Genomic DNA, 12,748 nt, shown 5'->3' with positions numbered 1-12,748 from the left:
CACGCAGAGACGCAGAGGAAGAAAGGGAGACGCAGAGCTCTTGGGAAGGCGCCTGCGGCGCAGCCGCCTCAAACTCTCCTCTTCTCCGCGTCGCCCCTTTCCTCTCCGCGTCTCTGCGTGAAACAGGAAAGCGCCGAAGCTACTTCTGGCACTTCGCACAGAAGAACGACGATCGCCCGCCCTGGACGATGCGCTCCACGGTGCCGCCGCAGGTGCACGGCTCGCCCTCGCGGCCATAGACGGCAAAGTCCTTGGCGAAATAGCCCAGCTCGCCGTCGGGCCGGGCATAGTCGCGCAAGGTCGATCCGCCGGCCACGATCGATTCCTCCAGCACCGCCTTGATCGCCGGAACGAGCAGCTTCAGTTCGCCCGGCTTGACCTTCCCGCCCTCGCGCGCCGGATGCACCCGCGCGCGATAGAGCGCTTCGCACACATAGATATTGCCCAGCCCCGCCACGATGCGCTGGTCGAGCAGCAACAATTTCACCGCCGCAATGCGGTCCTTGAACGCCTTTGCCAGCACCTTCGGCGTCAGATCAGGTCCCAATGGCTCCGGCCCCAGTGCCGCGAATTGCGGCCAGCTCGCCAGCTTATCGCTGTCGACAAGGTCCACAGAACCGAACCGCCGCGCATCGTTCAGCGACAGGAACCGGCCTTCCCCGGTCTCCAGCACGAGGTGGTCGTGCTTGCCGATGTCTTCCGGATCGATTCGCCAGCGCCCCGACATGCCGAGGTGGAACACCATCGTCCGCTCGCGGTCGGTATGGATCAGGCCATACTTGGCCCGCCGTGAAAGCCCCGTCACCCGCGCACCGGTCAGCGCCTGCGCCAGATCGACCGGAAACGGCCGCCGCAGATCGGCGCGGTTCACCCGGACGCTCGTGATCATCTGCCCCTCCAGCACGGTTGCAAGGCCGCGAACGGTCGTCTCTACTTCGGGTAGCTCTGGCATATCCGCTCCACCCCTATCAGTCTTTGCCGTCCGGGCAATTCCCCACTAAAGGGCCAAGGCATGACCGCATCAGAATCCGCGCACGAAACCGCCTCCTTCGGCTACGAAGACATCCCGGCAGAAGAGAAGGAAGGCCGCGTCGGCGCGATCTTCTCGAACGTCGCGCGCAAGTATGACGTGATGAACGATGCCATGTCGGTCGGCATGCACCGCCTGTGGAAGGACAAGTTCGTCAAGCGGGTACGCCCCCAGCCGGGCGAGGCGATTCTCGACATGGCCGGCGGCACCGGCGACATCGCCTTCCGCATGGCCAAGCACGGCGCGCAGATCACCGTGTCCGACATCAACCAGGACATGCTCGATGTCGGCATCGAACGCGCTGGGACACGTGGGCTCGAAGGCCTCGAATGGTCGCGCCAGAACGCCGAGGAGCTGACTTTCCCCAATCGCGTGTTCGATGCCTACACCATCGCTTTCGGCATCCGCAACGTCACGCACATCGACCGCGCCCTTGCCGAAGCCCATCGCGTATTGAAGTTCGGCGGCCGCTTCTTCTGCCTCGAATTCTCGACGACCGAATGGCCCGGCTTTTCCGAAATCTACGACGCCTATTCGCACAAGCTGGTCCCCAAGCTCGGCCAGATGATCGCGGGCGACGAGGATTCCTACCGCTATCTGATCGAATCGATCCGCCGCTTCCCGCCGATGCCCGAGTTCGAGAAGATGATTCAGGCCGCAGGCTTCAAGCGCACCCGGGTCGAACCGATCCTCGGCGGTCTCGTCGCGATCCATTCGGGCTGGAAGGTCTGATCCCTTGACCCTTCCCGCCACGCACATCCGCCGCCTGCTCGGCTGGGGCCGCACGCTTGCCCGGCACGGCGCGCTGCGCGGGATCGAGAGCGACCCGAACACGCCCGCTCCGGTCCGCACCCTGTGCAAGGTCGCGCGCTTCGGCACGATCCAGCCGAAGACGCCCGACTATGCCGGCGCCTTCCGCGCCATCGGCCCGGCTGCGATCAAGCTCGGCCAGACCCTCGCCACCCGCCCCGATCTCGTGGGCGAGGAAGCGGCGCACAACCTGCTCGCGCTGCAGGACCAGCTGCCCCCGGTCGATTTCGCGCTGATCCGCGCCGAGATCGAGCGCTCGTTCGAAAAGCCGCTGGAAGCGCTGTTCTCCTCGTTCGATCCGGTCCCGGTCGGCGCAGCCTCGGTCGCGCAGGTCCACCGCGCGGTGACGACAGAGGGCCGCAAGGTCGCGGTCAAGATCCTGCGCCCCGGCGTGCGCGAGAAATTCGCGCGAGATATCGACACCTACGAATGGGCCGCCGCCCATCTCGAAGGCCTCGGCGGTGAAGCCAGCCGCCTGCGCCCGCGCATGGTCATCGCCAACTTCAAGCGCTGGACCGTGCGCGAGCTCGACTTGCGCCGCGAAGCCGCCTCGGCCTCGGAACTGGCCGAAACCATGCGCGCCCACGCCGGCTATCGCGTCCCCGCCATCGACTGGGACCGCACCAATGGCCGGGTGATGACGCTCGACTGGATCGATGGCGTCAAGATCAGCGATACCGCCGCGCTCGATGCCGCGGGACATGATCGCAAGGCCTTGGCCCAGCGCCTCGTCCTTGCCTTCCTGACGCAGGCGATCAACGGCGGCTATTTCCACGCCGATATGCACCAGGGCAACCTGTTCGTGGAACCCGATGGCACCATTGTCGCCATTGATTTCGGCATCATGGGCCGGATTGACCGGCGCGCCCGCCAGTGGCTCGCCGAGATTCTCTACGGCCTGACCACCGGCAACTACCGCCGCGTCGCCGAAATCCACTTCGAGGCGCAATACGTGCCAAGCTACCACTCGGTCGACGAATTCGCCACGGCCCTGCGAGCGGTGGGCGAACCGATGCGTGGCAAGCCGGTTTCCGAACTCTCCGTCGGCCAGATGCTCGATGGCCTATTCGCCATCACCCGCGATTTCGACATGCAGACCCAGCCGCACCTGCTGCTGCTGCAGAAGACCATGGTCATGGTCGAAGGCATCGCCACCCAGCTCGATCCCGAGATCAACATGTGGGAAACCTCGGCCCCCTTCGTCCGCGCCTGGGTGCGCGACGAGCTTGGCCCTGAAGCCGCGATTGCCGACCGCCTGCGCGAAGATGCGCAGACGCTGCTGCGCATCCCCGACCTGATCCGCCGCATCGAGGACCGCTTCCCCCCCAAGGGCGGCGCGCCCGAAGCCCCGCCGCTGCCCAGGATCGAACTGATGTGGCAGCGCAAGCGCGGGAGCGGCATGTTCGGCCAGCTCCTCACCTTCCTCGCGGGCGGCGCCCTCGTCATCGGCACCCACGCCCTTGGCTGGTGGGGCTGAGAAGACCGCTCCCTTGAGCCACGACCTTTCGCACCTGCGCTTGCCCAAGCGCCACTTTCACGCGCTGGACCTGTCGCGCCTGCTCGCGGCGATCATGGTGCTGTTCTGGCATTACCAGCACGTTTTCGTGCCGCCGGTGCCATACCATGTGCACGTCAACCGCGCGATCCAGCCGTGGTACGAGGCGCTCTCGTGGCTCTACAATCACGGTCACACCGCCGTGCAGTATTTCTGGGCAGTATCAGGCTTCGTCTTCGCCCACGTCTATCTCGCCGACGCCAACTACAAGGCCCGGTTCTGGCCAGCCCGCATCGCCCGCCTCTGGCCGCTGCACCTGCTGACGCTGGGCCTGATGGCAATCCTGCAGGGCATCTACGTCGCCCGCACCGGCACCGAGTTCATCTATCACACCAACGATCTCAAGCACTTCCTGCTTTCGATCCCGCTGATGCAGTACTGGGGCTGGCAGGATAACCAGTCGTTCAACGGCCCCTCGTGGTCGCTCTCGACCGAGATCCTCGCCTACCTCGTGTTCTTCCTGAGCATCCCCGCCCTGCGCCGCGCCCCGCTGGCCTTGGCCCTGCCGCTGGGCGCGCTGCTGCTGTGGGCCACGCTGAAGGGCGCTCCGAACAAGGACGTGCTGTCCTGCATCGGCTACTTCATGCTCGGCTGCGCGGCCTATGGGGCGACGCTGAAGGGCTGGCTGCGCCCGGCCACGCTCCTGCCGCTCGGCATGGCCCTCCTGGCGAGCGCCTTCATGCTCAAGGCCAACTACCGCAGCGGCGATGCGGCGACGATCGCCGGCACTTTCGCGGTCCTGTTCCTGACGCTGGCGCTTGACCTCAATGACGAAAAGGGCCGCCTGCAGTTCGGCCAGAAGCTCGGCGATGCCTCCTACGGCATCTACCTCTGGCACATTCCGATCCAGTTGACGCTCGTCCTGATCCTCGATTCCACGGGCCTTTCGCGCGACATTGCCCGCCAGCCGTGGTTCCTGATCCTCTTCGTAACTCTCGCCATCGCGGCGGGCTTCATCAGCCACGCAAAGTTCGAGCGCCCCGCCCAGCGCGCAGTGTTCGCTCTGTGGGGACGGTGGAAGGCGCGGCGCAATCCCGCTGAAAGGGAAATGCCATGACACCCTTCGCACTCCTTGCCCCGACATATCTGCAGATGCTCGGCGCCCTGTCCAATTGGCTGGACAAGGCCGAAGCCGAATTGCCCGAGGCGGAAGTGGCTGCGCTGCCTTCAGCGCGGCTCGCGCCGGACATGTTCCCGCTGGCCACCCAGGTCCGCTTTGCCTGCGCGCAGGCGCTGGAAGGCGTCCACCGGCTGCAGGGAGCGTCCTTGCCGCCCTTGCACGCGATCCTGCTTGAGGAAGGCCGCGAGGCCGGCGATCGGCCGGGGTCGCTAAGCGAGGCACGCTCAAGGATTGCCGAGACCATTTCGCTCGTCTCTGCACGTCCGGAAAGCGAAGGGTCCGACGGCACCGCACTGATTGCACACGAACTTCCCAATGGCATGGTGTTCGACCTTACCGAGGACCAGTACGGCCGCGACTGGGCGCTAGGCCAGTTCTACTTCCACATCATGATTGCCTACGCCATTCTTCGCCACAAGGGCGTCGGTCTGGGCAAGGCCGATTACGTCGCGCACATGTTTGGCTATCTCCGGCCGGGGACCTTGTCCACGGCCTGACCGTATCATCGCCGTTCGCGGCTCTGCGTCCCCTCACCCGGAGTGATATAGATCGCCTTGCCCGGCACGAGCGCATCTGCGGTATGCCAGACGCCCTTCGGCACCACTGCAAATTCCCCGGCACGAAGCGGCACGCGCACTTCCGCACCGTCTTGCTCGAGAATCAGCACCAACTCGCCCTCGATCTGGATGATCAGTTCCTCGCCTTCGGGATGACACTCCCACACCTGCCAGTCCGCAGCGCTTTCGAACATGCTGACGAGCCGGCCCGGCGGCAGCGCCTGCACACCGCCTTCCCAGAACGCCGCATCCACCTCCACGGCCAAGCACCGCTCCGGCCCGGCCAGATGCGCGAACCAGGGTCCCAGGGGATAGGCTCGTGCGGTCACCCCGCAATCTCGCCCAGCTTGTGGTGCGGCAGCATGCGCCACGCCGCCAGCATCAGCACGACGTGCGCCGCCTCGACCGCCATCGGCACCGGCCAGCCCGGATAGGCCCCGGTCACCGCCAGATTGATCGCGCGGCCCACAAACGAGGTGCCGAACAGCAGCGCCGGGACCAGCATGAGGTCGGCATTCCTGCGCCACGCACCCCACATCATGCAGAACGCGGCCACGCCGAAGAACGAGGTGAAGTCGGCGCGGATGGTCGAGATGCCGCCCACGCCGCTGGCGGCGATGCCGAAGCCGGTGGCCTGCTGGACCGGATCGGTCAGGAAACCGATCGCCAGGAACAGGTCGAACAGGCCCGCCAGGAACACCAGCGCCGTCAGTATCAGTCTCATCTCTCGATCCCCCGTTATGGTTTGTGGCAGACTGTGCCCGAACGCGTCCCCTCGCGCAAAAGGATTGCGCGATCCTGCCCGTCATTGCACAAGCCCCATCCATGCAGGGAAAGCGCATCCTCCTCATCATTGGCGGCGGCATCGCGGCCTACAAGTCGTGCGAACTCGTTCGCCTGCTGCGCAAGCAGGGCGCGGACGTCACCTGCGTGCTGACCGAGGGCGGGTCGCACTTCGTCACCGCGATGACGCTGGCCGCGCTGTCCGAGAATCCCGTCCACACCACGCTGTGGGACCTCAAGAACGAGGTCGAGATGGGCCACATCCAGCTTTCGCGGGCATCCGATCTCGTCGTCGTCTGCCCGGCCACGGCAGACCTGATGGCGCGCATGGCGGGCGGCATCGCCAACGATCTTGCCACGACGCTCCTGCTCGCGACCGACAAGCCGGTGCTCGCCGTGCCCGCCATGAACGTGCGCATGTGGCAGCACGCGGCGACGCAGCGCAACGTCGCCACTCTGCGCGGCGATGGCGTTACCGTGATGGAACCTGACGAAGGCGCGATGGCCTGCGGCGAATTCGGCCCCGGCCGCCTCCCCGAACCGCCTGCGATCTGCGCGGAAATTGCCCGCCATCTTGGCAGTGAAGCCAAGCCGCTCACCGGCCGCCACGTCCTCATCACCGCAGGCCCCACCCACGAACCGATCGACCCGGTGCGCTACATCGCCAACCGCTCTAGCGGGAAGCAGGGCTACGCCATCGCCGCCGCCGCCGCCCGCGCAGGTGCTTCGGTCACGCTCGTCTCCGGCCCGGTGAACCTGCCCACGCCACAGGGCGTAACCCGGATCGATGTGGAAACCGCGCGCCAGATGGCCGCTGCCGTCGACGCCGCCCTGCCCGCCGATGTCGCGATCATGGTCGCCGCCGTGGCCGACTGGCGCAGCGCCGGAGAAGCCGCGCAGAAGATCAAGAAGGACGGCTCCGGCGCAGTCCCGCCGCTGCAACTGGTCGAAAACCCGGACATCCTTGCCAGCTTAAGCAAGTCCGATCGCCGCCCGCCACTGGTGGTCGGCTTTGCCGCCGAAACCAACGACGTGCTCGATCACGCCAAGGCCAAATTGGCGCGCAAGGGGGCGGACTGGATCGTCGCCAACGATGTCGCCACGCACAAGATGGGTGGCGAGGTCAACCTCCTCCACATCGTCAGCGCGGCGGGCGTCGAGAGCCTGCCCGAACTCCCCAAGGACGCGGCCGCCGCGCTCCTGATCGAAAGAATTGCCGATGCACTCGCCTGAAGTCCCCGTCCTCGTAAAGCGCCTGCCCCACGGGCTGGACCTGCCACTGCCGGCCTATGCCACCGATGGCGCAGCAGGCATGGACGTTGTCGCAGCCGAGGACGTCGATCTTGCCCCGGGCGCGCGCCACGCCGTTGCCACCGGCCTTTCGGTCGCAATTCCGGCGGGCTACGAAATCCAGATCCGCCCGCGCTCGGGCCTCGCGCTCAAGCATGGCGTCACCGTGCCCAACACGCCCGGCACGATCGACAGCGACTACCGCGGCGAACTGAAAGTGATCCTCATCAACCACGGCAGCGACAGCTTTGCGATCCGCCGTGGCGACCGTGTCGCCCAGCTAGTCGTCGCACCGGTTACGCGCGGAATCTGGGTAGAGGCCGAAACGCTCGACCATACAGCGCGCGGCGAAGGCGGCTTCGGCTCCACCGGCGGGCTGGCCTCGCTGCAAGGCTGAGGCCGCCAGCCCTTCATCGTTCGACGATGTGCCGATCCATCGGCGCCAGCTTTGCCAAAAGGCGGTTCTGCGCAGCGAAGGGCACCTGCCCCTCGCGCATCGCCTGCTGGAGGTTTTCCACCAGGGCGTTGAGATCGGCGCGGGTGATCCCGAGATCCTTGTGGGCAGCCGTCATGTCGCGCCCGGTATAGGCGCAGCCGGCGTTCAACAGGAAACAGAACTGTTCGAACAGGGTGCGTCGCAAGCGAACCATATCCTGGTTCTTGAAAATGGCGGAAATGCGCGGGTCGCTCTCGTTGAGCATGACCAGTCGATCCACGATGCGGCGGATTCCATCCCGACCGCCGAAGGCCCGGGCCATGCTGTCGCCGGTGAAGGGGGCGGCCTCCGCATTGGCAGGGCTTTGCTCATAGGGATCGACCGGCAGTTCGCCGGTGACAGGATCGGCTACCTTCTTCTCGACCCCGAATTCCTTTTCCCAATCGACGCCGGAGAAATTGTCCTGCGCAGCTGGGGACTCCTGCGCATCGGGGGTGACCGGCTGGGCGGCAAGCAACGCGAGGGCGAGGGCAAATGGCATCAACAGCTTCCTCAGAATGCGATCTGGAGCGAGACGAGCCCGCCGCGCTGGCCATCGAAAGTGGCGACCGAGCCGACATCGGTATAGGCCGCGGTCAACGTGGCGTTGCGGGTGACAGCCCAGGCCACGAACAGGTCGTGGGCATCATCCTCGCGCGCGATGGCAAGATTGCTGGGCCGCGTCCGGTATTCCCCGCCGACGACAAGGAGTGGACTCAGCATCCACGCAAGCGAGCCTTCGAACTGCAGCGTGCGGTCAGTCTGGTTGGGACCGCCGAAACCCAACAGGCCGAACTGGTTGGCATTGGTCAGGCGCGCGGTGGCGTTCACCAACAGGCTTTTCGAAAGGAACAGCTTGGTGGCGCTGGCCGTGAAATCGGTGCCCGACGCCGACGCTGCACCCACCGCCCTGACAATGGCGCCATCAAGGCTCCGCTTGTGTTGCACCCCCAGACTGATCTGCGGCATCAGGGGCGAACCATAGACGACATCACCAATCAGCCGCACCTTCGCGCCGAAGACGTCCTGATTGAAGCGGTAACCCTCGCCCAGGCCAAGGGCAGCGCCAACCTTGCGCGTATCGAAGTTCTGGCGGGCATAGGACAGCTCAAGCCGGTCCTTGATGCCCACGGCAAAACCGTGGCTCTGCCAGCCATAGTCGGCCAGCTCGATACCAGTGACATGGGCGGAGAGCCCAAGCCCGCGGTCGGTTTCCATGCCTGCAATCGTGGCCCAGCTGGCAAGCCCGCCGCCGCTGGCGCCCTCGATCGAGGAAATGCCATTGGTCAGCACCAGCTTTCCGCCGTCCAACAGCGGATCGGCTTGCGCAGGGCAAGCAAGCATCAGGCTGGCCATGGCCACGCCCCACTTCGAATTCTTGAACATGCTTCTGCCACCATTGTCGAACCACGAGGCAAAAGGGTTAATCAAGAGCTGTTGGGAAATCCTAAAGCAACCTCTAGGCAGGATTCTGAATTTCTAAGGCATTCTGTCGTAATCGGGCCTCATGAGAAACCGCCCCCGCTTCAGAGCCTGGTCTTATCAAGCACGCCGGTCCGGCCCGCTGGGCTTGGCGCTGACGCTACCGCTGCTGATCTCGGCCACGCCGGCAAACGTGCTGCCGGTGCAGGTGGTCGATCAGGCGGGCGTTCCATTGCGCGATGCGGTGATCGAGATCCGGCCACCGGCTGGCAACACCCGCCGCCCGGCTTTCGCGTGGCGCAATGCCATGGCGCAGAAGAACCAGGCTTTCGTGCCGGGCACACTGATCGTGCCAGTGGGCGCAGTGGTGGCCTTCCCGAACCTCGATAACCTGCGCCATTCGATCTACAGCTTTTCCAGGCCAGGCCCGTTCAAGATAGATCTCTATGGGCAGGACCAGACGCGGACGCACCAGTTCAAGGTGGCCGGCACGATCGCGCTGGGGTGCAATATCCACGACAAGATGCAGGGCTTTATCCGCGTGACCGACACGCCCTTTGCCGCGCGCAGCGATCTGAACGGACTGGCCGCCATCGAGGGCCTCGGTCGCGGCACGTATGATGTCATCGTCTGGCATCCCCGCATCCGCGGGACAGGTGGCGAGTGGCGCGGCAAGATGGTGCTGGAACCGGGCAACCGCGGCCGGATCATGGTGGCGGTGCGGCCTGGCAACGGCAAATGAAACGGTCGATCGTGCAGGCGCTTGACCAGCCACTCCGCCGCCTGCGCAAAGCGATTGGCGTACGCGTCCGTTCACTCGGCAGCCGGATTGCACTGCTGTACGTCGTGTTGCTGGCAGTGGTCACAACCGCAACGCTGATCGCGGCTGGTTCAGGCGTCAACACGTTCGCCTACGAAACTGCCGAGCGCGAGCTTGCCGCCAATTCCCGCGTGTTCGACCAGATCATTGCCAGCAGGCAAAGGCAGATGGCCGACGCGGGCGAAGTCGTCGCCCACGATTTCGGCTTTCGCGAAGCCCTGGCCACTGGCGATGCGCCAACCCTCGTTTCGGCCCTGCAAAGCCTGCGTGATCGCGCCAAGGTCAGCGAAGTGGCCATCGTCCAGCTCGACGGCAGCGTAATCTCTTCGAACATGGCCACGACGGTCAAGGGCACGGCCATGCTGTCACGGCTGGAAAACGGTGCCAATCGCGGCGTCATCCGGGTCGGCCAGGCGCAAGCGCTGGGCGCTGCCGTGCCGATCGAGATGCCCGATCTTGCCGGATGGCTGGTCCTGCTCAACACGCTTGGCCCGGCCGACATGGCACAGCTTTCAGGCCTGTCGGCCGCACCGATAGAGGCTCGCGTGATCGAGCGGGCGCAACTCGACGGGCACCTCGCTTCGCTCCAGCTTGGCCAGATCGCCGAAATGGAGGGCCGCGACGGCCCGAGACTCGTCCGCGTTTCGGCAATTCCGAGTCTGGAAGACGGCAACGAGCCGCGCCTGGTGATGGCACATTCGCTGAACTCGGTGCTGGCCCGGTATTTCAGCTTGCGCCTGGTGCTGATGCTGATCGGATTGTTTGGCCTGTTGGCCGGTGCGTGGGCCGCAGTCCGCCTCTCCCGCGAAATTGCGCGGCCGCTGCAGCTCCTTGCGGAAGCCGCACGCGCCTACGCCGGCGGTGCAGTCGCCAAGGTCAAGGTAGAAGGGGCAATGGAGGTGCGCTCACTCGCTTCCAGCTTCAATGCGATGGTCGATGCGGTGGAAGAGCGCGAGCAGCAGATCATGCACGCATCGCTCCACGATGCGCTGACCGGCCTGCCAAATCGCCGCTTCTTCATCGAAAAGCTGGATCGTGCGGTAGCCCGGCAAAGCGGAAGCCATCGCACGCTTGTCGCCTTCATCGATCTTGACGATTTCAAGGCGATCAACGACGCGATGGGCCATCCCTTTGGCGACGGGCTGCTGCGGATCGTGGGACAGACGCTGCAGGAACGCTTTCCCAACGCCATGGTGGCGCGGCTAGGCGGCGATGAGTTCGGTCTTCTGCTCGAGGGGATTGAACCTGCCACCGATTGCACGGCTTTGGCCAGAACCCTCGAAACTTTGCTCAACCGCGAGTTGACCATCGACGGGCGCAGCATCGCGGTTTCGGCCAGCATCGGCATCGCGATTGGCCCACAGGATGCCGGTAGCTCCGATAGCTTGCTAAAGTGCTCCGATCTTGCGCTTCTTCGTGCCCGGAACGAAGGCAAGGGCGCCTGCCACTTCTTCGAACCCGAGCTGGACGCCGAGGCAAGCCGCCGGCGCCACCTCGAAATCGATCTGCGCCGCGCGATCCGCGACGGTGATTTCGAACTGTACTTCCAGCCCCTGTTTTCCATCTCGGAAAATCGCATCAAAGGTTTCGAGGCGTTGATGCGCTGGCCGCACAAGGAACACGGGATGATCGGGCCGGCCACCTTTATCCCGATCGCGGAAGAAACCGGCCTGATCGTGCAACTCGGTGAGTGGGCCCTGCGCGACGCTTGCCGCCAGGCGGCCCAATGGCCGGAAGATATCAGTGTCGCCGTCAATATCTCGCCCCGCCAGTTGATGACCGACGGCCTCGCCCCCTGTATCGCACAGGCATTGGCACAAAGCGGGCTGTCGGCAAGCCGCCTCGAACTCGAAATCACCGAAAGCGTGTTCATCGGCAACGTCGACAAGACGCTGAAGCTCCTCCACTCGCTGCAGGCATTGGGTGTGCGCGTGGCGCTCGACGACTTCGGCACCGGCTACTCCTCGCTCAGCTATCTGCGCTCCTTCCCCTTCAACAAGATCAAGATCGACCAGAGCTTCGTGCGTGCCTTGGAGGAAGGCGGTAGTGCGCACGCGATCGTGCGGGCAATCACCACCCTGGCAGATGCACTGGGGATGGAAACTCTCGCGGAAGGCGTGGAAACTCAAGCTTTGATGGACATTCTGCGCCACGAAGGCTGTGACATGATCCAGGGCTATCTCATCGGCCGGCCTGTTCCGGGCGAACAGGTGCAGCGCTTGCTGCCAAGCCAGCAAAAGACTGTCAGCTTAAGTTGAATGCGGATTCCGAGGTCATGACGGCGGCCATTTCGCGTCATTCCCAGCCACCTGCTGGGGAGACTGTGAATCGTGATCGCTGGTCCATTCTGGCGGCTTGATCTGCGCCGGAGAGATGGATGCCGACGCGGAGGCCGAAGGGGCGCAAAGTTGCGCTGCTGAGGGGTATCACCCGCTCCCCTGTCCGGGTCATGGTGGCGCGCCTTGAGGTCTCTGGCGTCGAGTTGCCGGTTGAGTCTGAGATCAGCGTTGAAGACGGCCGTCCGCGACGCCATTCAAGCAACCAGACAAAAAGGCGCTCATCCTCGATACCGTACGGCATCGCTCCACTGAGTCATGGCCGCCATAACGAGCCATAACCCAGAACAATGCCTGGACAGGCGCGTTCCCAAAATGCGGGAGGACCAATCATGGCCGATCTATCCGCGTGGGGAGGTAACCCAGACCGCACCACAGGATGCCTGGCCCACAAACGGAAACACCGCCCCGAGGGGCGGTGCACCGAGTTCCGTACAGGTGGTTGCGGGGGCAGGATTTGAACCTGCGACCTTCAGGTTATGAGCCTGACGAGCTACCGGGCTGCTCCACCCCGCGCCGGGGTTGTTTGTGCGAGCGGCCGATTTGCGGC

General features: G+C 64.8%; 13 protein-coding genes and 1 tRNA gene. 8 read left to right on the top strand and 6 right to left on the bottom strand.

The window, feature by feature from the left end; translation table 11 throughout:
* Positions 1-139: 139 nt before the first annotated feature.
* Positions 140-952: a bifunctional DNA-formamidopyrimidine glycosylase/DNA-(apurinic or apyrimidinic site) lyase gene (gene mutM, locus HGI46_RS16295; protein ID WP_168905102.1), complete on the bottom strand. Its 813-nt coding sequence runs from the start codon at positions 950-952 to the stop codon at positions 140-142.
* 60 nt (positions 953-1,012) lie between these two features.
* On the opposite strand from mutM, the gene HGI46_RS16290 reads away from it, so the two are divergent.
* Genes HGI46_RS16290 through HGI46_RS16275 form a run of 4 tightly spaced genes read left to right on the top strand, consistent with a single transcriptional unit; the run spans position 1,013 to position 5,012 of the window.
* On the top strand, positions 1,013-1,762 hold the full coding sequence (locus HGI46_RS16290; RefSeq protein WP_168905101.1) for a class I SAM-dependent methyltransferase: 750 nt from the start codon (positions 1,013-1,015) through the stop codon (positions 1,760-1,762).
* A 4-nt stretch (positions 1,763-1,766) separates the two neighbouring features.
* On the top strand, positions 1,767-3,317 hold the full coding sequence (gene ubiB / locus HGI46_RS16285; RefSeq protein WP_168905100.1) for a 2-polyprenylphenol 6-hydroxylase: 1,551 nt from the start codon (positions 1,767-1,769) through the stop codon (positions 3,315-3,317).
* A gap of 13 nt (positions 3,318-3,330) precedes the next feature.
* Positions 3,331-4,452: an acyltransferase gene (locus HGI46_RS16280; RefSeq protein WP_240946843.1), complete on the top strand. Its 1,122-nt coding sequence runs from the start codon at positions 3,331-3,333 to the stop codon at positions 4,450-4,452.
* A complete protein-coding gene (locus HGI46_RS16275) occupies positions 4,449-5,012 on the top strand; it encodes a DUF1993 domain-containing protein (protein ID WP_168905099.1) in 564 nt (187 codons plus the stop codon). The genes HGI46_RS16280 and HGI46_RS16275 overlap by 4 nt, the downstream gene beginning before the upstream one ends.
* 5 nt (positions 5,013-5,017) lie before the next feature.
* Here HGI46_RS16275 and HGI46_RS16270 read toward each other — a convergent pair whose 3' ends face one another.
* Together HGI46_RS16270 and HGI46_RS16265 are read right to left on the bottom strand one after the other, a co-directional pair.
* Positions 5,018-5,332 carry a cupin domain-containing protein gene (locus tag HGI46_RS16270; protein WP_346766763.1) on the bottom strand — a complete coding sequence of 105 codons (315 nt, stop codon included), beginning with the start codon at positions 5,330-5,332 and terminating at the stop codon, positions 5,018-5,020.
* A 65-nt stretch (positions 5,333-5,397) separates the two neighbouring features.
* Positions 5,398-5,796, bottom strand: coding sequence for a hypothetical protein (locus HGI46_RS16265; RefSeq protein WP_168905097.1), 399 nt, complete (start codon positions 5,794-5,796; stop codon positions 5,398-5,400).
* A gap of 101 nt (positions 5,797-5,897) precedes the next feature.
* Here HGI46_RS16265 and coaBC point away from each other — a divergent pair, with 101 nt between their 5' ends.
* Positions 5,898-7,088 carry a bifunctional phosphopantothenoylcysteine decarboxylase/phosphopantothenate--cysteine ligase CoaBC gene (gene coaBC / locus HGI46_RS16260; protein WP_168905096.1) on the top strand — a complete coding sequence of 397 codons (1,191 nt, stop codon included), beginning with the start codon at positions 5,898-5,900 and terminating at the stop codon, positions 7,086-7,088.
* The gene (gene dut / locus HGI46_RS16255) at positions 7,075-7,542 is read left to right on the top strand and encodes a dUTP diphosphatase (RefSeq protein WP_168905095.1); all 468 of its coding nucleotides are present in this window, start codon (positions 7,075-7,077) and stop codon (positions 7,540-7,542) included. Before coaBC ends, dut begins: the two co-directional genes overlap by 14 nt.
* A gap of 13 nt (positions 7,543-7,555) precedes the next feature.
* On the opposite strand, the gene HGI46_RS16250 is transcribed toward dut, so the two are convergent.
* Positions 7,556-8,122, bottom strand: coding sequence for a group 1 truncated hemoglobin (locus tag HGI46_RS16250; protein ID WP_168905094.1), 567 nt, complete (start codon positions 8,120-8,122; stop codon positions 7,556-7,558).
* 11 nt (positions 8,123-8,133) lie between these two features.
* Positions 8,134-9,006, bottom strand: a complete 873-nt coding sequence (locus tag HGI46_RS16245; protein ID WP_168905093.1) for a DUF3034 family protein — start codon at positions 9,004-9,006, stop codon at positions 8,134-8,136.
* Positions 9,007-9,190: 184 nt separating this feature from the next.
* Here HGI46_RS16245 and HGI46_RS16240 point away from each other — a divergent pair, with 184 nt between their 5' ends.
* Together HGI46_RS16240 and HGI46_RS16235 are read left to right on the top strand one after the other, a co-directional pair.
* The gene (locus tag HGI46_RS16240; RefSeq protein WP_240946842.1) at positions 9,191-9,784 is read left to right on the top strand and encodes a methylamine utilization protein; all 594 of its coding nucleotides are present in this window, start codon (positions 9,191-9,193) and stop codon (positions 9,782-9,784) included.
* Positions 9,781-12,120 carry an EAL domain-containing protein gene (locus HGI46_RS16235; RefSeq protein ID WP_168905092.1) on the top strand — a complete coding sequence of 780 codons (2,340 nt, stop codon included), beginning with the start codon at positions 9,781-9,783 and terminating at the stop codon, positions 12,118-12,120. The genes HGI46_RS16240 and HGI46_RS16235 overlap by 4 nt, the downstream gene beginning before the upstream one ends.
* Before the next feature lie 517 nt (positions 12,121-12,637).
* On the opposite strand, the gene HGI46_RS16230 is transcribed toward HGI46_RS16235, so the two are convergent.
* A tRNA-Met gene (locus HGI46_RS16230) sits at positions 12,638-12,714 on the bottom strand.
* Between the last annotated feature and the right edge of the window lie 34 nt (positions 12,715-12,748).

Origin of the sequence: Novosphingobium sp. ERW19 (assembly GCF_012641315.1) — a bacterium.
Classification (GTDB): Bacteria; Pseudomonadota; Alphaproteobacteria; order Sphingomonadales; family Sphingomonadaceae; genus Novosphingobium.
Note: the sequence above shows the minus strand (reverse complement) of the source record. Positions and strands in the feature narration are given on the sequence as shown.